The following is a 19,989-nucleotide window of genomic DNA, read 5'->3' as shown; positions in this document are numbered from 1 at the left end:
ATGTTTATGACTGGAGCTGAAGGCGATCTCGGCCACACTATCTGGCTGATTCTTCACCTGGTGCTGTTTGCCTACTGGCTGGGGGGCGACATCGGCGTGTTTTATTCCACCCGAATGATCCTCAATCGCTCGTATAGCCCGGACCAACGGTTCATGGCTTCGCGCATCATGATGTGGATTGACCTGTTGCCGCGCCTGTGCCTGAGCATGATGCTCACCGTGGGAGGCATTCTTTCGGAATACGTAGGGGTGTCTCATCCCCCGTGGCAGTATGCAATGATCGTCGTGCTGGGCCCGGTGTGGTTCACGGTGCTGCTGGTCATGCACTTCAAGCACAACGCCAGTTTCATGCCGACGCTGACCAAACTGGACCTGTGGTTCCGCTGGTTCCTGATCGCCGCGATCGTGGTTTCCGTATGGTGGTCGGTTTCCACCGGACGGCTGGACAACGCGCCGTGGCTCGCACCGAAGTTGATCGTCTTTGCGTTCATGGTCCTGTGCGGCGTCATGATCCGCATCTTCCTTCCCGGGTTTATCGCCGGCATACGGGCGCTGAGTCAGGGCTCGATTACCGAGGAGCAGGACCACGCCTTGCGCAGCAGTATCCATCGCGTGCGCCCCTGGGTGTTCATGATCTGGGCCGGTCTGATAGTTGAAGCCTTCCTCGGAATCTTCAAACCCGGAGCGCCGGAAGCGGCCGCGACCATGGGCAACCTGATTCACAGCGCCCAGGCGTTTGTGGCTCCCCTGCTCGGGTAGCGAATGCCGCAGCCGCAGCTTCCGCGCGTCGCCCCGGAGGCCATGCCGGAGCGCATCCGGCAGGGATGGGAGCGCTCGATGGCACTTCGTGGCGACGCCACGTGGTTCGAGATCATGGCGCATGCGCCGGAGCTGTACGACTGGTACGGCGAGTTCTACGAGCGCCTGTTCAACGGCGGCCGCGTGGAGCGGGTCATCAAGGAACTGGCGCGCCTGCGCCTGTCGACCACCCACGGCTGCCGCTTCTGCAACCAGGGCAACCGCCCGGACGCGCTCGCGGCGGGGGTCAAGCAGGAGCAGATTGACCGGCTAGACGAATACGAAAGCGGCCCGTTCTCCGAACGCGAGCGGGCCGCTCTCGCTCTGGCCGACCAGATGGTGCTCACCAACCCCGGCGGCTCGCTGGACGAAGCCCTGCATGAGCGCCTGAAGCGGCACTTCAGCCCGGCCGAAATCATGGAACTGGGCATGGTCATGGCGGTGCTGACCGGCATGGCCAAGATGCTGTTCACTTTCGACCTGGTGGAAAAAGAAAAAAGCTGCCCATTCCCCACGAAAGGCGGTAACTGACTCGGGCAATTGGTGCGCTGGACCAGGTCCAGGCACGCGAACGATCGGACACGGCCGGGCGTGCAGGTCTACGCCCTTGGCATTTCCCATATTTGTCCATTCAAAACAATATCTTATATAAACCCAATAAGACACTTACGGGACAGTATTGATATAATGTAACATTCTATTCGCCGGGGTATTGGCAAGACTTGCACTCCCGGCACAAGCAGCAATGCGCCGTAGTGATCCACAGGGGTGTAGATGAATCAACAAACAAGCTTGCCGGTGACCGTGCTTTCGGGTTTCCTGGGCGCAGGAAAGACGACGGTGCTTAGCCATATTCTCAATAATCGAGTAGGTAAAAAGGTCGCGGTTATCGTGAACGACATGAGCGAGATAAACATCGATGCTTCACTGGTTCAGCAAGGGGTGTCGCTGTCACATCAGGAAGAAAAGCTCGTGGAGATGAGCAATGGTTGTATTTGCTGCACTTTGCGGGAAGATCTGCTGCTCGAAGTGAACAAACTGGCAAGGGAGGGCCGATTTGATTACCTGGTTATTGAATCGACCGGAATCTCCGAACCCTTGCCAGTCGCCGAAACCTTCACTTTCGCCGATGAAGATGGAGTTTCGCTATCCGATGTGGCGACTCTGGACACCATGGTGACAGTGGTAGATGCAGTCAATTTTCTCAGAGACTACGACGAAGCAAAGGACGTACAGGAAACCGGAGAATCCTTGGGGGAGGAAGATGAGCGCAGCGTTGCCGACTTGCTGATCGATCAAGTCGAGTTTGCCGATGTGCTGCTGATCAGCAAGACGGATCTGGTTGAACAAGCCGAGATCGATAGATTGGCCGCGATCCTCAGATCTTTGAATACAAAGGCGCGCATTATCCCTATCTCGCAAGGTCAGGTTTCCACTGATGATGTGCTGAACACAAGGCTGTTTGACTTTGAGCGCGCGCAGCGAGCCCCAGGCTGGCTCAAGGAAATGCGCGGTAAACACGTTCCCGAAACGGAAGAATACGGCATCGGTAGCTTTAGCTATGTTGCACGCCGGCCGTTTCATCCTGAGCGAGTCCATGAGTTTTTCCACAATACGGAGAAGTTCGGCAAACTGATTCGATCAAAAGGCTATTTCTGGCTCGCGACGCGTCCGGAATTCGCGTGGGAGTGGAGTCAGGCCGGTGGAATTGCCCGATATGGCTTTGCAGGCATGTTCTGGCATGCAGTGCCTCGGGACAGTTGGCCTGAGGATGAAGAAAGTCTTGAAAACATTTTCAAATCGTGGGAAGAGCCTTTCGGTGACATGCGCCAGGAACTCGTCTTCATCGGGCAGGGACTTGATCAGAAGGCAATGACGGACACTCTAGATCAATGCCTGTTGACACAAGAGGAACTCCTAAGGGGCAAAGAGTACTGGTTGACCCTGAATGATCCCTTTCCGGCCTGGAGACAGGAATGACTGCATTGGCCCCTGCATTGAATGTAGCTTTCCCCGAGATTAAATGCCGACAAGCCGTTGTCGGGGATCAACTCGACGTGCTTGCCGATATTTATCGGGAGGAGGTCAATATCTCCGTCTGGCAACGCACGCTCCCCGAGGTGTTATCAAATGCCGCCGAGCATCTCTTGCTTGAAAGACCACATCTACAAATTTCGCGTACGGTGAGTCCAAAGAATGCTTACGAAATCCTCATCAAGTCACTCGGCAACAAGGCAGAGCCGGTTGCCCTGGCCGCAGACATCGCCGAGCTGGCCGAAATGTTCTGTTTCTTGTTCGATCTCAAATGCATCGGGCTGAGACTGACTGCACTCGGTCATGCCATGTGCCCTCGATTTCATGTAGATTGGGTGCCTTGCCGATTGGTTACGACCTACCAGGGACGGGCCACTCAATGGCTTGCCCATGACCGGGTTGACCGAGGCAAGCTGGGGGCCGGTAATCAAGGGAAGTCAGATGAGCAATCCGGTTTGTTCTCCCATGCCGATGATATTCAGCAAATTCGGCAAGGGGATGTTGCCCTGCTAAAGGGAGAGGGTTGGGCAGGCAATGAAGAGGCAGGCCTGGTCCATCGCTCTCCACAGTTAAACGCTGGCGCGCGTCGCTTGTTGCTGACCCTGGACTTTACGGACCAGTTGCGAGAATCGCGTCAGCACTAGAAGCTGGAGTCGGGTTCCTTCAGGAATTCCAGTTCTTCGGGAGTGGATTCACGGCCCAGCGCTTCATTGCGGTGCGGGAAACGGCCGAAGCGTTCGATGATGACGAGGTGCTTGCGCGCCCAGTCCAGGTCCTCTCCGACGGGATCCAGGCGTTCGGCCATGAGCTTCATGCAAAACCGCTGGTCGTCGAGGTCCTCGCTGTGCTCGAAGGGAAGGTAGAGGAACTTTCGCATGTCCCTGCTCATGTTCTCCGCCATGTCGAGACCTGAATCAACCGCGTGTCGGGCGATTCCCAGCGCCCTGGCGTCGGTTGCGAACGACCGCGCATCGTCGCGAAACAGGTTGCGGGGGAACTGATCCAGCAGCACGCAAAGGGCTACGCAGCCGGCCCCGCTGCTCCGCCAGTCATCGTAGTCGCCTCGCGCGGCGGCCTCGTAGTCCGCGAGGAAACGCTCGCGTATCGTCTCGTCGAACTCGTCGCTTTTCGCGAACCACCGCTCGGGGCCGGACTCCTCGAACCAGAACCTGAGCAGTTCCTCCCTGACGCCTGGCTTGCGGGTCACGGCAAGCGCGGCCCTAGGCGAACTGCACCAGCGCCTTGCCGACGTTCTTGCCGCGCATCAGCCGGCAGAACGCTTCCGGCGCCTTCTCGATACCGTCGGCGATGTCCTCGCGATAACGAATTCGCCCTTCCTGTAGCCAGCGGGTGCAAGCGCGGAGAAAGTCCTGCTGCTTGTCCTCATGGTCATAGACGACCAGTCCCCGGACGGTCGCGCGGGCCATGACCAGTGGGATCAGGCTGGGGCCCGGGGGCGGTGGCCCCGTGTTGTTGTAGCCGCTCATCATTCCGCACAGGACGACCCGGGCGCCCTGGGCCAGATTGGCCATTGCCGCGGTCAGCACTTCGCCGCCGACGTTGTCGAAATACACGTCAATCCCGTCCGGGCAGGCGGCCTTCAGTTTATCGCCCAGTTCGCCGGTCTTGTAGTCGACGCATTCGGCAAAGCCGAACTCGTCCTTCACGATGGCGCACTTCTCGGGGCCGCCGGCGATCCCGATCGCCCGGCAGCCGGCAATGCGCGCCAATTGGCCCACCATGCAGCCCACGGGTCCGCATGCCGCCGACACCAGCACGGTCTCGCCCGGCATGGGCTCTCCCAGGTGCAGGAGCCCGGCCCAGGCGGTCAGTCCCGGCATGCCCAGTATTCCTATACCCGTGCTGACGGGAGCGGCGTCCGGGTCCAGTTTGCGCAGGTCGATGGCGCCGGTGCTGAGCCCGTATTCCTGCCAGCCGTTGGAGCAGACCGCGATGTCGCCGGGAGCGAAGTCCGGGTGCCGCGACTCGACCACCTGCGCGACCGTTCGCCCGGGCATGACGTCGCCGGGTAGTACTCGCTCGGCGTACAGATGGCGGCCGGAGATCACTCCGCGCAGATACGGGTCCAGCGAGAGGTAGAGCGTTCGGGAAAGGAATTCCCCTTCATCGGGCCGCGGCACCGCCCCCTCGGCCAACTCGAAATCGGAAGTCTCCGGTACGCCGTCGGGGTAGCGGCTGAGCAGAACCTGCCGCTGGGTCTCCGGGATGTCCTGATTCAAAGCTGTTCGAGCGCGGTCTCGGCCGAAGAGCAGCTCAGGCCCCCGCCGTTTTCCAGGTTGAGTTCCGTGACCACTCCGTCGTCGACCACGATCGAGAACCGCTGGCCGCGCATGCCCATGCCGAACCCGGAGGCGTCCAGCTCCAGGCCCAGAGCCCGGGTGTAATCGCCGTTGCCGTCGGCCAGCATCATGATCGAATCGCCGGCACCGGCGGAACGGCCCCAGGCGTCCATTACGAACACATCGTTGACCGCCATGCAGGCGATCTGGTCCACGCCCTTGGCCTGCAGCTCCCCGGCGTTGTTTACGTAGCCGGGAAGGTGCTCATTCGAGCAGGTGGGTGTGAACGCGCCCGGCACCGAAAACAGGACCACCTTCTTGCCTGAAAACAACTCGCCGGTGGTGATCCGGCCCGGTCCGCCTTCGGTCATGACGCCGAAGGCCCCTTCGGGCATCGCCTGCCCTTTCTCAATGCTCATGCTGGTCCTCCCGGAAGTAAAAAAAGAAGCGACATTCTAATCCAGCGACCAGTCCGCGCCAACGGCATCAGGGCTGATCCCGGCGCCTGCCGCGCGCAACGCAGCGCATACAATCGCGCCATGCGCATGTCGGCCGAAGAGTTCAGAAAAGCGCCGCGCAAGTCCGTCACGCTGATGGGCATGTCGGGCGTGGGCAAGACGGTGCTCGCCAACCGCCTGCCCGCGACCCGGTGGTTCATTTACTCCGGCGACTACCGCATCGGCACCCAGTATCTGCGCGAACCGATACTCGACAACATCAAGCTGCGCGCCATGGAGGTGCCCTTTCTTCGTAACCTGCTTCGCAGCGACTCCATCTACATCGAAAGCAACATCACCGTACACAATCTGCGCCCCATCTCCACCTTCCTCGGCAAGCTGGGCGATCCCGACCAGGGCGGTCTGCCGCTCAAGGAGTTTCGGCGGCGCCAGGAACTGCACCGCGACGCGGAGGCCAGGGCGATGCGCGACGTGGCCTCGTTCATCGAGAAGGCCGAGCGCATCTACGGCTACATGCACTTCGTGAATGACGCCGGCGGCAGCATATGCGAATTGGGGGATTCTGGCGCGGTGGACACGCTCATCGAGCACACCGTCATTCTGTATCTCGAGGCATCGGCCGAGGACGAGGAAAAGCTGGTGGAGCGAGCGCGCAAGGAACCCAAGCCCATGTATTACTCGCCCGAATTCCTCCAGCGTTCGCTGCCTGAATTCCTGAAGGAACGGAAGCTCGACGACATTGAGCAGGCCTCGCCCGATAACTTCACGCTATGGGCCTTCCCGCGCTTGATCGCCCACCGCCGGCCCCTGTATGCCGCCCTGGCAAAGGAACACGGCTACACGGTGTCCGCCCGGGACGCGCAGGGCGTCCGCAACGAAGCGGACTTCGTGGACCTGGTAGCGGACGCTATCCGCGCGGCCGGCGGATAGCCGGCGTGCGCTAGTCGCCCTGCGTCATCCGCAACTGCAGGTAATAGTTCCGTCCGTATTCGATGCCCTGGTGGGCGTCGGCAAAGAACCCGAAATAACGGTCGGCGAGAGGCGCACGCTCGTCGAACATGTTGTTCACTCCGAAGCGCAGCCGCCAGTCACGATCGACCATTTCGAAGTTGTAATCGAACGTGCCGTTCCAGGTCGTAACCGACGGGATCCAATACAGGGTTCCATCATCCAGCGTCAGCGAATTCTGGTAGAAGTCACCGAGGTTTCGGGCTGACAAGCCTACCCGGAACGGCGCACGGCGCCAGGACAGGAACAGTGTCTGGCGAACCTTCTGATTGCCGTCCTTTTGCAGCAGGTCGGCGAATCCCGACACCGGAATGCTGGCCGGAATAGTTCCCGCGTCCTTTGCCGCGACCAGTTCGGCAGCCCTGCCGCCGGGAACCTGGTCGAACTTGGTCAGGAAGGAGGCGAGATATGTCAGGCTGAAGTCGCCAACTCCCGTTTCCAGCGAATAGCGCAGACTTGCGTCCCAGCCCTTGAGCGTCCGCGTGTCGAGGTTGACGTAGTTGTCGTCAATGTAGCGAATCAGGCCGGCAGGACAAATGCCCGCCGCCTGGTAGATTGCCGCCTCGTCATCGTTGAGTGTTTCGGCCCCCTGGCGCACGACCGCCGGGTTGGCACTCAGGCTTCCGCAGTTGCCGCCGCCATGCTGCAGGCGCGTCAGCAGGTCCAGCACCGTGTGGTTTTCCTCGCCAAGCAGGCCGATCGTGTCTTCCTTGCGTATGGACCACCAGTCGAGCGTGAGCGTGAGCGAATCCGTCGGCTGCACCGCGATGCCGAAGGAGTAGTTGTTGGAGCGCTCGGGCTCCAGCAGCTTGCTGCCCTGCGCAATACGCTGCGTGCTGTTCCGGCAATCGATGATGTCCTGTTCCGGATCGCCGCCGTTCTCGGCCGCATACACACAGGCGTAGTCATTGCGGGTGTTCTGCCGCGCCACGATGACCTCGTTGATCGTGATCAGATTGGGGGCGCGGAACGCTTCCGACCAGGATCCGCGCAAAAGAACGGCCGGCACAATCTGCCAGCCGATGGCGAATTTGGGCACCACGGTGCTGCCCACATCGGAGAAGTTCTCGTAACGCGCCGCCAGCTGTATATCGATGTTGTTCATCAGCGGCAACTGCAGTTCCGTGAACAGTGACGTGACGTTTCGGCTCCCTTCATTGTCGGGCGTTGGGCTGGAATTGATCACGTCCGACACGTACGGAAAGGTGTCACCCTGGAAATCGGTGAAAACGTGGGTTCCGTCGAGTCGGGGATCACGATCGTCCTCGAAGGTTTCGCGGCGAAACTCGATGCCGGCCACCCCGCCCGCAGGTCCCCAGGGGAGATTGAAGAGTTCCGGCGTAGAGACCTGGAAGTCCGCCATTGCGAGTGTCGTCTCGTTGTTGCGGTACACATCCACCAGGGCCCGCTCGATATTGCTGTTCACACCGCCGCTGAAGGGGTTGTAGGCTGCCGGCGTGGGGTCCGAAAGGGCCTCCACCATCAACAGGTTGGATACCCTGTTGCGGGTCAGGTCATCCTTCTGGGCCCGGGACCAGACGACCGCGCCTTCCCAGTCCCACCGTCCGGCCTGGCCTCTGAGGCCCGTGAGCAGCCGCAGGACATTGCCGTCGTTCTCAACGATCCTCGGGAATTCATGGTAGCGGTAGTTGTCGATTTCGAGCTCAAGACCCTCGCAGGGCACCTGGCTCGGCAGAACGCTATCCGGCAGGCGGTTCGGAGATCCGCAGGGTCCGAAGGGGTTGTAGTAGTTCTGCGCGGCGACTCTCAGTTTTACCGTGCTGAACGATGCCGACGCGTGCCGGTACAGGTGCGTGTCCGACATGTAGTACAGCGCCTCCGAAAAGCTCTCCATGCCATTTTCGAACTCATGGTTGACGAAGAAATAAATATTGCCCCGCTTCAGGTCGGAAGAGAGATCGCGGGTTGCGTTGAGGTTGCGCCGGTAGATCGGATCGCCATCGATCGCTCCGCAGTTTCCATACCCGAGATCCCAGTCACAGTCCTCATGACCCTGGGGATATACCTGGAATTCGCCGGCAGAATCCGTCAGCACGTTCCGCAGACCAGTGCTGCGCGCGCTCGCCCGCACGTCGAACTGCCCGTAAAGGGAGTTGGCGCTGGTGTTGCGAAATCGCGTGTCGCCCGCCCAGGGAGAGTCATCCGGCACGCGACGGCGGAAGTCCGCGTCCGCCCAGCGCTCGTCTTCATGCGCACTGATGCGGTCGCGCACGTAATAATTGGCCAGGACGCCTATGCGGGTTCGTTCTCCATTGAAGGAGTCGCCCCACTCCAGCGCAACGCGCTGGGTTTTTCTGCCCACATTGTCGTACGAGCCGTAACGTAAATAAACCCGTAAATGGTCGAGGTCGTCCCTGACTACATAGTTGACAACGCCTGCGACGGCATCCGCGCCATATAGCGCGGATGCGCCATCCTTCAGGATTTCCAGCCGGTCCATGCCGTATATCGGAATGGTCTGCGTATTGGCCGTATTGACCGGGACGAAGCTGCCGCCGACTTCCTCGGTCTGAAAGCTGGCGGCGTTGACGACCCGGCGGCCGTTGAAGAGCACGAGCGTATTCCCGGTGCCCAGGCTGCGAAGATTGAAGGCGCCGATGTCGCCGCGGGCGGAATTCACGCCGCCGCTGATGTTCTCGGCTTCATTGAAAAAGTTCTGGCCCTGCTCGGGAATGAACTGCATCAGGTCATCGCCCGAATCCACGCCGGTTGCTTCGATCTCTTCTGCGCCGATCACCGAAACCGGCAGCGCCCCGGTAATGTTGGCGCCCCTGATGTGGCTCCCCGTTACGACGATTTCCTCCATCTCGGGCTCGTCGCTGTCGCTATCCTGGACGTCCTGCGCGATTGCACTGACGCTGCTTGCGAAGTACAGGGAAAGAGCCGCGCAGACCGCGAACTTGGTACGTTCATTCATGATGCCTACCTCCCAGGTAAGAAGCGGATTCTAGCTTGATGGCGGGCAGCCGCCAAACTACCGTTCGGAAGGCGCAATTTCCGCAAACGCCGTGTGCAGTTTGAGGAATGCCGCGAGCAGATCCCCGTTGGCCTTGCCCAGCCATTGCCGGTCGGCGGCCAGGGACTCCGCGTGACGGCCAAGCATTCGCTGCACTTCGGCGGCCTGGGGTCCGCCCGAACCCCTGCGATCGGCGAGCATCGCCACCGGATCCATTGCCCGGCGCAGCGTTTCCGTCGGAACCGGCAAACGGCCGCCTATGGTTTCCCGGTAGATCCTTTTCAGTTCCTCGTCGGTCAGCGAGTCTGGCGAGCGCCGGTGTGCTCGCCCGTAGTCGGTCAGCGCCGAAGCGTAGCCATGGGCGGTGCGAAACGGCAGGCCGGCCTCCCGGACCAGCATGTCGGCCACTTCGGTCATGGTCGAATACCCGCGCTGCAGTTCTTCCAGTGCTCGGTCGCGGTCGATTCGCAGCAGTCCGACGAGCCATTCGTAGCGGCGGTACATCAGCCTTGCCTTGTCCGCCAGTTCCATGACCGGTGCGATGTCCCGGTAGTCGTGCATTCCGGTGTTGGTGTTGTGCGCGAGAAGCATTTCCGTCTGCGCGGCGCCCAGCACCCGGCTGGCCTGGCTGCGCACCCGGTCCAGCGGCCGCGGATTGCGCTTCTGCGGCATGATCGTGCTGATGGCGACGGAGGATTCGTCCAGCAGGATCCACGGCCTGGGATTGTGGTACTGGGTGTGCAGGTTCTCGACCAACTGGCCAATAGGAACGGCGGACAGGGCCAGAATGCCGGCGAGTTCCCGCCGCAGGTCGCCGGACGAAACCAGATTGGCATCGTAGCTGTTCTCGACCGGAGCGGCGAAGCCCAGCAGTTCCGCAAGCCGTTTACGGTCCAGGGAAAAACCCGAAGTTCCCAGCGCGGCTGCGCCCAGAGGACTCCGGTTCATACGGGCGTATCCCTCCCGGAATCGCTGCAGATCGCGTTCCAGGCTGGCCGAGAACGCCAGCAGGTAGTGCCCCAGCGTGGTGGGCTGCGCCTGAACGCCATGCGTATAGGCGGGAATAGCCGTTGTCGCCTCCTGTTCCGCCAGGCGCAGAAGAGCGGCGCGAGCTCGCGACGCGCCTTCCGCCAGAGCCAGCCACTGGTCGCGAATCAACATTCGCCGCACCACGCCGTGGAGGTCCTGGCGTGAGCGTCCAAGATGAAGATTGGCCACTTCCTCATCGGCCAGTTCGATCAGGCGCTCCTCGTACGGAAGGTAGTTCGCTGTTCGCTTGGCGCCTTCGGCCTCCTGCTCGCTATGCAATTGCATCATCGCAGCGGCGATTTTCTCCGCCTGCCCGCGGTCCACCAGCCTCTCCTTCAGGAGCATGACCAGCGATGCCTTGTTCGCCTCGGCCATGTAGCAGAAGAAATCCGGGCACAGCGCGCCGCGTCGGCGTCCCGAAGGGCCGTTCCCGCCGCCCAGAACCTCGACCAGCGCGGCCGCCAGGACGGGACCGGTGGCGGCGATCTCGTCCCTGGGCGTGTCGTCGCCCGTTTCGACCGTGATTGCCGGGACGCCGAAGCGGCGATAGAAGTAGTTCTTGGCAATCGCGGTATCTTCCGAGGATCGCGGCGCCCGTTCGAACGCGTAGGCGTCCCCGCTTGCACGGGCCAGGCGTAGCCAGCGGGTGACGAACGCCGGCGGGCGGGTGGAATCCTTCAAGGTCGGGACATAGAAAACATTTCTCCAGGTCGAGTGGAAATCCAGCATGACCGCGATTTCGCTTCCCGTCTCTTCCAGCGAGTCGACCAGGTCCCGTACGGCCCGCGTCTCGGGCTGCTCGAAAGTCCCCCAGTCGCGGTTCAGGTCGGTCCCGTCGAGGTTGTGCCGCCAGTGGCCCAGCGCGACGCCGTCGGGATTGAGGTTGGGTATGAAAACCAGGCTGTGCCCGGAATAAAAGGCGCACTTGGCCGAGGACGGGTCGTCACAGGCGCTCGAGCGGTCCTCGAGCAGCCGTTCGGCGAAAGCCGCGAACATCAGGGCGCCCGGGACCTCGGGCGGGTGCTGACGGCCGATGAACAGCAGGTAGTTGGCCGCGCCGGGAGCGGTCTCGGCCGCGAAAATCGGGCGCCCTCCCCTGGATTTGCCGATGCTGCGCCACTGCAGTCCATCGAAACGCTCGGCCGTGCCGCGGCGCCATTCTTCGTAGAAGCCCAGTCCGAGGTTCTCCTGGGCCGAAACGAACAGCCCCTCCGCGCCGGGCTTGAGTTCCATGGTCGCGCGGCCGTCCTCGTGGACCAGCCATTGGCGCTCCGGCAGCGGGTTCCATTCCCGCCCGCCAATGCTGGTCCTGGGCGCGTAGCGGTGCCGGCTGGTGGAGTAGCGTAGCGTTACCACGAGGGTCCCCTGCTCGTTCGCGTTCTTTGCGCGCACGTGGAATCCGTACCAGGGGCTGGGATTGATCGGCGGCGGATCTTCCGGATCGATGGTCAGGATCACTCCGCGTGGATTGAAGACCCGGCAGGCATTGGCGCGCGCGCCTTCGTGGTCCGCGCTGATTTCGTACAGGCCGGTGTCGCAGGGCAGTTCGCTTGCGGCATCCTGCGCGATCGCGAGCAGTGCCGGCGCCAGTAGCCAGGCGAGGACCGCGGCGAGTGATGCAGGATGCTTCACGGCTTGAACGTCATTTCCTGCCGCGTGTCGGCGGCGATGGCGGCGTCCGAGAACCACCAGTAGCCGATGTCGCCGGCCAGCCATGCGGGAAGCTGGTCGTTCAGGTGCGGGTCGAACAGGCGCGAACTGACGCCGCCGGGTATGACCGCCAGGACTTTGTCGGGATCCGCGAGGTCGGCGACGAACCTGAGCGAGTCGATTATGCGCGGGTCGTAGTTGCCCTGCCCTGGAAAACGCGCCCGCCCCAGGGATTCACCGGATCCGCGGCCGGGATAGTCCCCGCCGCCCAGCAGACGATCGGCCAGTTCTCCGGGCAACCAGGGATTGCTGAACCGGAACCGGCTCAGGTCCCCCCAGCGCCAGGCGGACGGGTCGGGGCCCAGTCGCGATTGCAATTCGGACCAGGCGTCGAGCGCCGCGGCGCGAAGCAGGTCGTCGCGGCCCTCCACCGCCTCGGTGCGCTTGTCGTCGAACCACTCCCACTCGCCCGCCAAGAGCATCAGGTACACGCGCTCCTGCCAGTAGTAGATGTCGCGTGCGTATTGCCGGGCCAGCACCTCGCCCAGCTCGTCCTCGAAAATGCGCCGCACCAGGCTGGCCATCGTTGCCTGGAAAAGGGCGGGTGCCGCCAGCTCCGGCTCGTCGTGAAAGTCCCAGTCGGCCAGCATCGCGGCGGCGGCCTGCGTTTCGGGTTGCGCTTCCAGTGCCCGGACCATGATCGGAACGAGACCGCGGGCCATGGGATTCAGCGTGTCGTTGATCGCCGACCAGTGGTCGGCAACCGAAAGCGCAGCGTCGCCGTGGAACAGTTCCTGCATACGGCGGTAGCGCCAGGAAGAAGCCACGTAGCTGGTCCAGTGACCGTCAAAATCGCCGCTCACTGTGCGGTGGTTGGCGTTGCCGACCCAGCCGCGCGGCGGGTTTATGTACGTGGGCGCCCGCGCAAAAGGCACGAAAGCAGGCCAGTCATCCTCGGCGTCCATGACGGGAACGGGCAGCGCACCGTCGCCCCGGCGCCGCACCGGCACGTGGCCGGCCGTGTAGTGCGCTATGTTCCCCTTCGTGTCTCCCACCGTGTAGTTGTATGGCGCGTTGATCTGTCCAATGACTTCGGCGGCCTCAAACATATCGCGCGCGAGCATGACGCGCTCGATTCCGACCTGCGTGCCGATATTCTCGGCCATGCTCCAGCGCAGCGAATAAACGCGGCCGTCGTCTCCGGTCAGGCCGTGATCGGATATGACCGGTCCGCGCCGCGTATGGCGAACCGTCAAAGGGTGCTCTCGGTACCCGCTCGGGGCATTGCGGTCGCGTATGCGGATGGTCTCCTCCACGATCCGGTACGGAACGGACTGTTCTCCTTCCAGGTAGTGGCCGGGCCGGTCCTCATCGTCCCGTTCGATGAACAGGTCGGCGACATCGGAAAAGGCATTGGTAATGCCCCAGGCAACATGGCTGGATCGGCCCACTCCCAGTCCCGGCAGGCCCGCGCCGGCGGTACCCACCGCCCGCCATTCGGGCGTGATCAGGCCCACCGGGTGCCAGATGCCGGGCAGGCGGCGCACGTCAATGTGCGGGTCATTGGCCACGATCGGCGCGCCGCCCGCCGATCGCCGGGCCGATGTCGCCCAGCTGTTCGAGCCGTCCGCCGGCTCGGGCAGCTCGGGGAAACTCGCGGGTCCGCCAGCCGGCATGCTGTTCTCCGCCAGGCTGTAGTCCGATGCCCACTCGCTCTCGTCGTCGGGGTTGACGGTCAGCATCGAGATTTCCGCGGCCTTTTCGGCGCCGAGGTGATCGACCAGCGCCTGGCTGAGCACTTCCGTGCGCCAGTTTCCCGTGCTGTTGAACGCCAGGAACAGGTACTGCGTCGTAAAGTCGTCTAGGGTGAATGGCGCCGGCGGCTCCCCGGAAATCCGCACGGCCAGCGGAAATTCATCGGCCTGCGTCGCGATGTAGGCGTTGACCCCCTCGAGGAACCATTCGTGCAGTTCGCGGCTGGGCGATTCGAGTTGCGCCGCCCACTGGGATCCCATGCGGCTGAGGCCCATGACCCGAATCAGCGTGTCGCTGCGCAGGCCGGCCTCGCCGATCTGTTCGGACAGCCGTCCGCGAATCAGCTCGCGGGTCAGCAGCATTTGTGACAGACGGTCCTGGGCGGTGACGAAGCCCTGTACGCGCAAGGCGTCGGCCAGCGTCTCCGCGTAGATATAGGGCACTCCCTGCCGGTCCCTCTTCACGCGCACTTCGTCATCCAGCATCGCCAGGACCGCTGCGTCGCCGACATCCCGGTCCCGATCCGGGATGTTGCTCTCCCTGAGCCAGGCGATACCCGCGGCTGCAGCCAGGACAATCACCAGCAGCAGGGCGATGAGCGCGATTCCGATTTTTTTCAGCATTCGAGGTTTCCTCGGGTGATTTTCACGGCGCCAGTGTGACTTCCCTGCGCGCATTGGCGCTGATGGCCTGATCGGAGAACCACCAGTAGTTGATTTCGCCGGACAGCCACAACGGCAGCTGGTCGTTCAGGTGCGGATCGAACAGGCGTCCACTGACACCGCCGGGAATGACCGCCAGTACCTTGTCCGGATCGCCGAGATCGGCCACGAAGCGTAGCGAATCGATCGCCCAGGCGCCGGACGACGGGCTGCCGTACGACCCCCACAAGGTCTCCGTCGACCCGGTGCGCGGGAAATCGCCGCCGCCGAACAGACGGTTCACGAACCTGTTGCCTATTGGGACGGGGCTGGAAATCCTGAGCCGGCTGATATCGCCCCAGCGCCAGTCGCGCGGGTTCCCGCCCAGGTTCGCTTCAAGCTGCCGCCAGGCATCCAGCGCCGCGTCGCGGATCAGGTCGTCCCGGCCCTCCGTTTGCGGGGTATTGATGTCGTCGAACCAGTGCGATTCGCCAGAATTCAGCATCGAATGTACACGTTCCTGCCAGAAATAGGGAGAACCCTCGTAGCTCAAGACCAGGGTATCCAGCTCGTCGGCGAAGGCCCGGTTCACGAGCGCGCGGATCATGAACTGGAACAGCGCGGGCGCGGCCTTCCCGGCGTCGTCGCAGTAATCCCAGCTGCCGAAAACGTCCGCGGCAGGCTGCGTCTCGGGGGCGCCATCAAGGGCCGGCAGGAACAACGGGACCAGGTCGCGGGCCAGTGTATTTTTGGTATCGGTGATCGCCGACCAGTGGTCTTCGGCCGAGAACACCCGGTCGTTGTCGAACAGTTCCAGCATGCGGCGGTAGCGCCAGGAAGGGGCCGAGTAGCTGCTCCACATGCCGTCGAAGCTTCCGCTGACAGTCCGGTGATTGGCGTTGCCCACCCAGCCTCGTTGCGGATTGATCGTCGAGGGCGCCTGATCGAAGGGAACGAACCCGGTCCAGTTGTCCTCCCCGCCCATTACCGGCAGCGGTATTGCGCCGTCTCCTCTCAGCCGGACGGGAATATACCCGGAGGTGAAATGGGCGATATTCCCCCGGGTGTCGGCCACGTTGTAGTTGAGAGCGCCCACGATGTCGCGGATCGCCTGGCCGGCTTCGTTCACATCCTTCGCCAGCATCAATCGATCGACGCCCACCTGGCTTCCGAGGTTCTCGGCCACGCTCCAGCGAAGCGACAGGGACCGCCCGTGCGCATCCTCGATCAGGGTGTCGGAAACCACCGGCCCGCGCCGGCTGCGCCGGACCTGGAACGTACGTTCGCGAATGCCGCCGGGAGAATCCGGGTCTCGTACCCGCACGGTCTCGCTGACCACCTCGTACGGCAAGGACAGTTCGCCTTCCAGGTAGTGTCCCTGGTTTTCGGGATCGTCCTGCTCGATGAACAGGTCGGCCGTGTCGGCGGCCGAATTGGTAACGCCCCAGGCGATGGAATCGGATCGCCCCACGGCCAGGCCGGGCCATCCGGCCGCGGCCACTCCCACGGCCCGCCATTCGGGCGTAATCAGGCCGAGGGGGTACCAGATGCCGGGAAGCCGGCGGGCGTCGAGGTGCGGATCGTTGGCCAATATCGGCGCTCCCCGCTCCGACCGCCATCCGGCCGTTGCCCAGCTGTTGGAGCCTCCCACCGGACTGGCCTCGATTCGCGGCTGCTCATGGATCGACACCAGCGGTTCCCGCGGCGCGAGCGCGTAATCCGACGCCCATCGGCTGCCGTCATCCGGATTTACGCTGACCAGGGAGATTTGTGCGGCCTTCTCGCGTCCCAGCCGGTCCACGAGACGCTGGGCCAGCCACTCGGAGCGCCAGTTCTCGGTAAGGTCGTACGCCTGAAGAAGATAGTGCGCGCAAATATCCTCCAGCGTGTAGGGTGCCGGCGGCGTCCCGGAAATGCGCACCGCAAGCGGAAACTCATGCTCCTGCGCGCCGATATAGGCATTGACGCCTTCGAGATACCACTCGTGCATTTCCCGGCTGGGCGACTTGAGCCCGGCCGCAAACCGGCGGGCGAGTTGCCGGATTCCGAGCACCCGCACGCGAAGGTCGTTGCTTTCTCCGCGAGGTCCGATCCGTTCGGCCAGACGCCCATTAACCGCTTCGCGGGTCAGGAGCATCTGGGTCAGCCGGTCCTGCGCGGTGACGAAGCCTTGCGCGCGGATCGCGTCCGCAAGCGATTGCGCATGGATGTACGGGATCCCGTAGCGGTCCCGCCTGACCGTTACCGGCGCATCCAGCACATCCAAAGGAATCGGCTTGTCCACGGTTCCCGCGCGGGTCGGAATATTGCTGGTGCGCAACCACAGCAAGGCCGCCACAGATATCAGAACTACTATTGATATCAGAGTGATAAATGAAATAGTTAATTTCTTTATCACTTTCAGTTCACATTCAAGTCGCCGTCCAGGTCGAAAATTGCCGCCAACAGCGCGACCCGCATCCACATACCGTTTCGTTCCTGCCGCCAGTACATGACGCGCGGATCGTTGTCGATGCCGGGGTCGAGTTCCGGCCCGCGCGGAAGCGGATGCATGATGATCGCGTCGGAGGGAAAGCGCCGCAACTGTTCGGGACCGATCGAATAGGACGCGTAATCGGCGTTCTCCGATTCGTTCTGTTCGTCGTATTCCTCCTGGAGCCGAGTCACGTACAAGGCGTCCAGTTCGTCCAGGACTTCGTCCAGCCGGCTGGTGGACGCGTACTCGACGCCGTGCTCGTCGAGATGATCGAGGATGTCCTGCTTGATCTCGAAACCCGGCGGCGCGACGAATCGCAGGCGAACGTCCCTGTAGTTCTTCATCAGGTAGCTGAGCGACCGGACTGTCCTGCCGCGGCGCAGGTCGCCCATCATGGCGATGGTCCGGCCGTCGATGCCGCCGCGATTCTCGAAACTGCGCTCCAGCGTGTAAATGTCCAGCAAGGCCTGTGTGGGATGCTGGTCGGGACCGCTACCGGCGTTGATGACCGGGACCGGGCGTGGAATGGAGTCCATGAGTTCGGCCGCGCGCGCGGCCTTTCCGCCTTCCGGGGTGCGCATGATGATGATGTCCGCATACGAACTGAAGGTGCGGATGCTGTCTTCGAAGGTCTCGCCCTTCACCTCCGACGATATGGAAGGATTGCGGATTTCACTGGTCTGCATGCCGAGGATGTGGCAGGCGCTGTTGAAGGACAGGAAGGTGCGTGTGGAGGGTTGCGTGAAATAGAGCATCGCGCGCCGGTTGGGCGCCAGCCGCTGCAGGGTTTGCGCGCCGGATCGCGATTTCGCGAGGGTCCGCACATGGGTCGCCAGACGGCACAGACGGTCGAGCATCGGCCGGTCGAACTGCCGGGTATCGATAACGTGAAACAACCCGCTACTCCCCATTGCGCCGCCATTATCGTTGAATGGCGCTCCGGTGTCGCGTGATGCGCCACGAAGGGTAAACTTTTCGCCGTCATGCCCACCAACGTCACGCAGGAATACAAAAAGGCCGAGCAGGCGTTTCGCGAGGCTCGGGAACCTCAAGACCGGTTGCGCTGCCTGCGCGAGATGCTGCGGCTCATCCCGAAACACAAGGGCACCGAGCACGTCCAGGCGGACATCAAGACCCGGATCAAGCAGCTCACGACCGAACTGTCCCGACCGCGCAAGGGAGGCGCGCGTTCCGGCCCCGCCCACGCGGTGCGTCGCGAGGGCGCGGCCCAGGTGGCGCTGCTGGGCGCGCCCAACGCCGGCAAGTCGCAATTGCATTCGGCGCTCACTGGGTCGCAGTCCACGGTGGGCGTCTGGCCGCATACCACCGAGACGCCTATACCGGGGATGGCGCCGTATCACGACATCCATTTTCAGTTGGTCGATCTGCCCCCGGTCGCGGTGGAGCGCACCCAGCCCTGGCTGGCGACCGCCCTGCAGCCGGCCGACGGCGCGTTGCTGGTCGTGGATATCGCCTCGCCGGACTGTGCCGGGGAGATCGGGGTCGTGCTGGACAAGATGGCCGAGAAGCGCGTGACCTTCGTTTCCGAGTGGCCGGGACTACCGGATCCGCGCAAGCGCCGTCGCAGGAAGCGCCGGGCGCGCAAGCAGGAGACTTTCGAGGACCTGTTCCGGATCCGCCTCCCTGCCCTGCTGGTGGCCAACAAGACCGACCTGGGCGAATATCGGAACCGCCTGGACGGTTTAAGCGGGAAGCTCGGCTTTCCTGTGATTGCCGTGTCAGCCGAGACCGGGGAGAACCTGGATGCGATACCCGAGTTCCTGTTCAGGGGCCTGGGTGTCGTGCGGGCCTACACCAAGACGCCGGGCAAGCCGCCGGATCTGGGGCGGCCGTTCACGCTGCGGCATGGCGCCACGGTCAGCGAGTTGGCGTCGCTGGTGCACAAGGACATTGCGGGGAGCCTGCGGTTTGCGCGGATATGGGGGGAGAAGGTTTATGACGGGCAGCAGGTGAGTCCGAAGCACCTCATTCACGATGGCGACATCCTGGAGCTGCATCACCGCTGAAAGGCGTACTGCCAGCCCTCGCCTTTCGTTCGGCCTCCTCCTCGTTGGAGGCGCTGTTCGCGCCGGGGCATCGGCGCTCACTGGCTCGATTCTCGCTGTCCCTGCTCCAACGCTCCCACGAGGAGGAGGCCGAATGAAAGGCTTTAGCTGGCGCGGTTGGGTGTTGCTCAGGTGCCGGGTTTCAGGATGGAGAGGATGGTGATTGTGGCGATGCAGAGCCAGAGGAGGCCGAGCATCGAGGTGCCGGCCGCGTAGTTTTTGCGGATTGCGCGCTCGCGCGAGGAGTTGGAGCCATGCGCTTCGATTTGCCGCCAGATGCCGAAGAACTGGATGATGTAGTAGCGGATGCCGATGCCGCAGGAGATGACGGCGCCGAACAGAACGAGCTTCCATGCCAGCCAGGTCTGAAGCGCCATTGCGCCGAAGACCGCGGCAAGGCCGCCAAGCACCAGCGCCGCAAGCAGCACATATCGGACCAGGCGGTCCAGCAACGCCAGTTTTCTTCCAGATGCGCCGTGCCTTTGGCGGTGGACGAATTCGACGAACGCCAGCCACAGCACGGTGGCGAGGCCTGCTGCCCATGCCAGTGTCGTGCCCCCGGGGAAGTAGCCGAGCAGCGCCGAAAGGACGGTTCCCAGGCCGGCCTGCAGGACCAGCGCGTAGCGAACGTGCTGGTCCACGTCCATGACATGCTCCATCAGGCGCTTGCGCTCCTCGAATGGCATGGACGCCGCCCGGCAGACAAAGCGGAACTCGCTGTTGATGACGAACTCCGCCCCCAGCCAGTAGCCGAGCACGGCGATATGGATAACGAGGAGTACGTCAACCGGCATACG

15 protein-coding genes are annotated in these 19,989 nt (G+C 62.8%); 6 read left to right on the top strand and 9 right to left on the bottom strand.

Annotated elements, in window-relative coordinates:
• Positions 1–6: 6 nt before the first annotated feature.
• From F4Y72_00895 to F4Y72_00880, 4 genes are all read left to right on the top strand, one after another.
• Positions 7–759 (top strand): hypothetical protein, encoded by a 753-nt coding sequence (locus tag F4Y72_00895; protein MXZ26844.1) that lies wholly within the window; start codon positions 7–9, stop codon positions 757–759.
• Between the two features lie 3 nt (positions 760–762).
• On the top strand, positions 763–1,329 hold the full coding sequence (locus F4Y72_00890) for a carboxymuconolactone decarboxylase family protein (GenBank protein ID MXZ26843.1): 567 nt from the start codon (positions 763–765) through the stop codon (positions 1,327–1,329).
• A 243-nt stretch (positions 1,330–1,572) separates the two neighbouring features.
• On the top strand, positions 1,573–2,778 hold the full coding sequence (locus F4Y72_00885; GenBank protein ID MXZ26842.1) for a GTP-binding protein: 1,206 nt from the start codon (positions 1,573–1,575) through the stop codon (positions 2,776–2,778).
• A complete protein-coding gene (locus F4Y72_00880) occupies positions 2,775–3,476 on the top strand; it encodes a DUF1826 domain-containing protein (protein MXZ26841.1) in 702 nt (233 codons plus the stop codon). Before F4Y72_00885 ends, F4Y72_00880 begins: the two co-directional genes overlap by 4 nt.
• Here the strand turns inward: F4Y72_00880 and F4Y72_00875 are convergent.
• From F4Y72_00875 to F4Y72_00865, 3 genes are read right to left on the bottom strand one after another with little or no spacing between them, the layout of a single operon-like run.
• Positions 3,473–4,039 carry a DUF924 domain-containing protein gene (locus tag F4Y72_00875; GenBank protein MXZ26840.1) on the bottom strand — a complete coding sequence of 189 codons (567 nt, stop codon included), beginning with the start codon at positions 4,037–4,039 and terminating at the stop codon, positions 3,473–3,475. The genes F4Y72_00880 and F4Y72_00875 overlap by 4 nt on opposite strands.
• A 13-nt stretch (positions 4,040–4,052) precedes the next feature.
• Positions 4,053–5,072, bottom strand: a complete 1,020-nt coding sequence (locus F4Y72_00870) for an NADP-dependent oxidoreductase (GenBank protein ID MXZ26839.1) — start codon at positions 5,070–5,072, stop codon at positions 4,053–4,055.
• Entirely contained in the window at positions 5,069–5,551 is a 483-nt protein-coding gene (locus F4Y72_00865; GenBank protein MXZ26838.1) for a peroxiredoxin, read from the bottom strand. The genes F4Y72_00870 and F4Y72_00865 overlap by 4 nt, the downstream gene beginning before the upstream one ends.
• Before the next feature lie 120 nt (positions 5,552–5,671).
• Between F4Y72_00865 and F4Y72_00860 the strand changes: the two genes are divergently transcribed.
• Entirely contained in the window at positions 5,672–6,520 is an 849-nt protein-coding gene (locus F4Y72_00860; GenBank protein ID MXZ26837.1) for an ATPase, read from the top strand.
• Positions 6,521–6,530: 10 nt separating this feature from the next.
• Here F4Y72_00860 and F4Y72_00855 read toward each other — a convergent pair whose 3' ends face one another.
• Genes F4Y72_00855 through pyrB form a run of 5 tightly spaced genes read right to left on the bottom strand, consistent with a single transcriptional unit; the run spans position 6,531 to position 18,037 of the window.
• A complete protein-coding gene (locus F4Y72_00855) occupies positions 6,531–9,536 on the bottom strand; it encodes a TonB-dependent receptor plug domain-containing protein (GenBank protein MXZ26836.1) in 3,006 nt (1,001 codons plus the stop codon).
• Positions 9,537–9,593: 57 nt separating this feature from the next.
• Positions 9,594–12,320: a hypothetical protein gene (locus F4Y72_00850; GenBank protein ID MXZ26835.1), complete on the bottom strand. Its 2,727-nt coding sequence runs from the start codon at positions 12,318–12,320 to the stop codon at positions 9,594–9,596.
• The gene (locus F4Y72_00845) at positions 12,233–14,686 is read right to left on the bottom strand and encodes a penicillin acylase family protein (protein MXZ26834.1); all 2,454 of its coding nucleotides are present in this window, start codon (positions 14,684–14,686) and stop codon (positions 12,233–12,235) included. Before F4Y72_00845 ends, F4Y72_00850 begins: the two co-directional genes overlap by 88 nt.
• Entirely contained in the window at positions 14,655–17,138 is a 2,484-nt protein-coding gene (locus F4Y72_00840) for a penicillin acylase family protein (GenBank protein ID MXZ26833.1), read from the bottom strand. Before F4Y72_00840 ends, F4Y72_00845 begins: the two co-directional genes overlap by 32 nt.
• Entirely contained in the window at positions 17,051–18,037 is a 987-nt protein-coding gene (gene pyrB, locus F4Y72_00835; GenBank protein MXZ26832.1) for an aspartate carbamoyltransferase, read from the bottom strand. The genes F4Y72_00840 and pyrB overlap by 88 nt, the downstream gene beginning before the upstream one ends.
• Before the next feature lie 72 nt (positions 18,038–18,109).
• Between pyrB and F4Y72_00830 the strand changes: the two genes are divergently transcribed.
• Complete coding sequence (locus tag F4Y72_00830) at positions 18,110–19,153, top strand: TGS domain-containing protein (GenBank protein MXZ26831.1); 1,044 nt, start codon at positions 18,110–18,112, stop codon at positions 19,151–19,153.
• Positions 19,154–19,320: 167 nt separating this feature from the next.
• Here F4Y72_00830 and F4Y72_00825 read toward each other — a convergent pair whose 3' ends face one another.
• Complete coding sequence (locus F4Y72_00825) at positions 19,321–19,986, bottom strand: hypothetical protein (GenBank protein MXZ26830.1); 666 nt, start codon at positions 19,984–19,986, stop codon at positions 19,321–19,323.
• Between the last annotated feature and the right edge of the window lie 3 nt (positions 19,987–19,989).

The organism is Gammaproteobacteria bacterium (assembly GCA_009838035.1).
Classification (GTDB): domain Bacteria; phylum Pseudomonadota; class Gammaproteobacteria; order Steroidobacterales; family Foliamicaceae; genus Foliamicus.
Note: the sequence above shows the minus strand (reverse complement) of the source record. Positions and strands in the feature narration are given on the sequence as shown.

What these genes read in the sequence shown, in the direction of transcription:
- F4Y72_00890 (MXZ26843.1), top strand. Translation starts at nt 763, where the DNA reads ATGCCGCAGCCGCAGCTTCCGCGCGTCGCCCCGGAGGCCATGCCGGAG.
- F4Y72_00860 (MXZ26837.1), top strand. Translation starts at nt 5,672, where the DNA reads ATGCGCATGTCGGCCGAAGAGTTCAGAAAAGCGCCGCGCAAGTCCGTC.
- F4Y72_00865 (MXZ26838.1), bottom strand. Translation starts at nt 5,551, where the DNA reads ATGAGCATTGAGAAAGGGCAGGCGATGCCCGAAGGGGCCTTCGGCGTC.
- F4Y72_00830 (MXZ26831.1), top strand. Translation starts at nt 18,110, where the DNA reads ATGCCCACCAACGTCACGCAGGAATACAAAAAGGCCGAGCAGGCGTTT.
- pyrB (MXZ26832.1), bottom strand. Translation starts at nt 18,037, where the DNA reads ATGGGGAGTAGCGGGTTGTTTCACGTTATCGATACCCGGCAGTTCGAC.
- F4Y72_00895 (MXZ26844.1), top strand. Translation starts at nt 7, where the DNA reads ATGACTGGAGCTGAAGGCGATCTCGGCCACACTATCTGGCTGATTCTT.
- F4Y72_00850 (MXZ26835.1), bottom strand. Translation starts at nt 12,320, where the DNA reads ATGGCTGGCCGGCGACATCGGCTACTGGTGGTTCTCGGACGCCGCCAT.
- F4Y72_00880 (MXZ26841.1), top strand. Translation starts at nt 2,775, where the DNA reads ATGACTGCATTGGCCCCTGCATTGAATGTAGCTTTCCCCGAGATTAAA.
- F4Y72_00825 (MXZ26830.1), bottom strand. Translation starts at nt 19,986, where the DNA reads ATGCCGGTTGACGTACTCCTCGTTATCCATATCGCCGTGCTCGGCTAC.
- F4Y72_00845 (MXZ26834.1), bottom strand. Translation starts at nt 14,686, where the DNA reads ATGCGCGCAGGGAAGTCACACTGGCGCCGTGAAAATCACCCGAGGAAA.
- F4Y72_00855 (MXZ26836.1), bottom strand. Translation starts at nt 9,536, where the DNA reads ATGAATGAACGTACCAAGTTCGCGGTCTGCGCGGCTCTTTCCCTGTAC.
- F4Y72_00885 (MXZ26842.1), top strand. Translation starts at nt 1,573, where the DNA reads ATGAATCAACAAACAAGCTTGCCGGTGACCGTGCTTTCGGGTTTCCTG.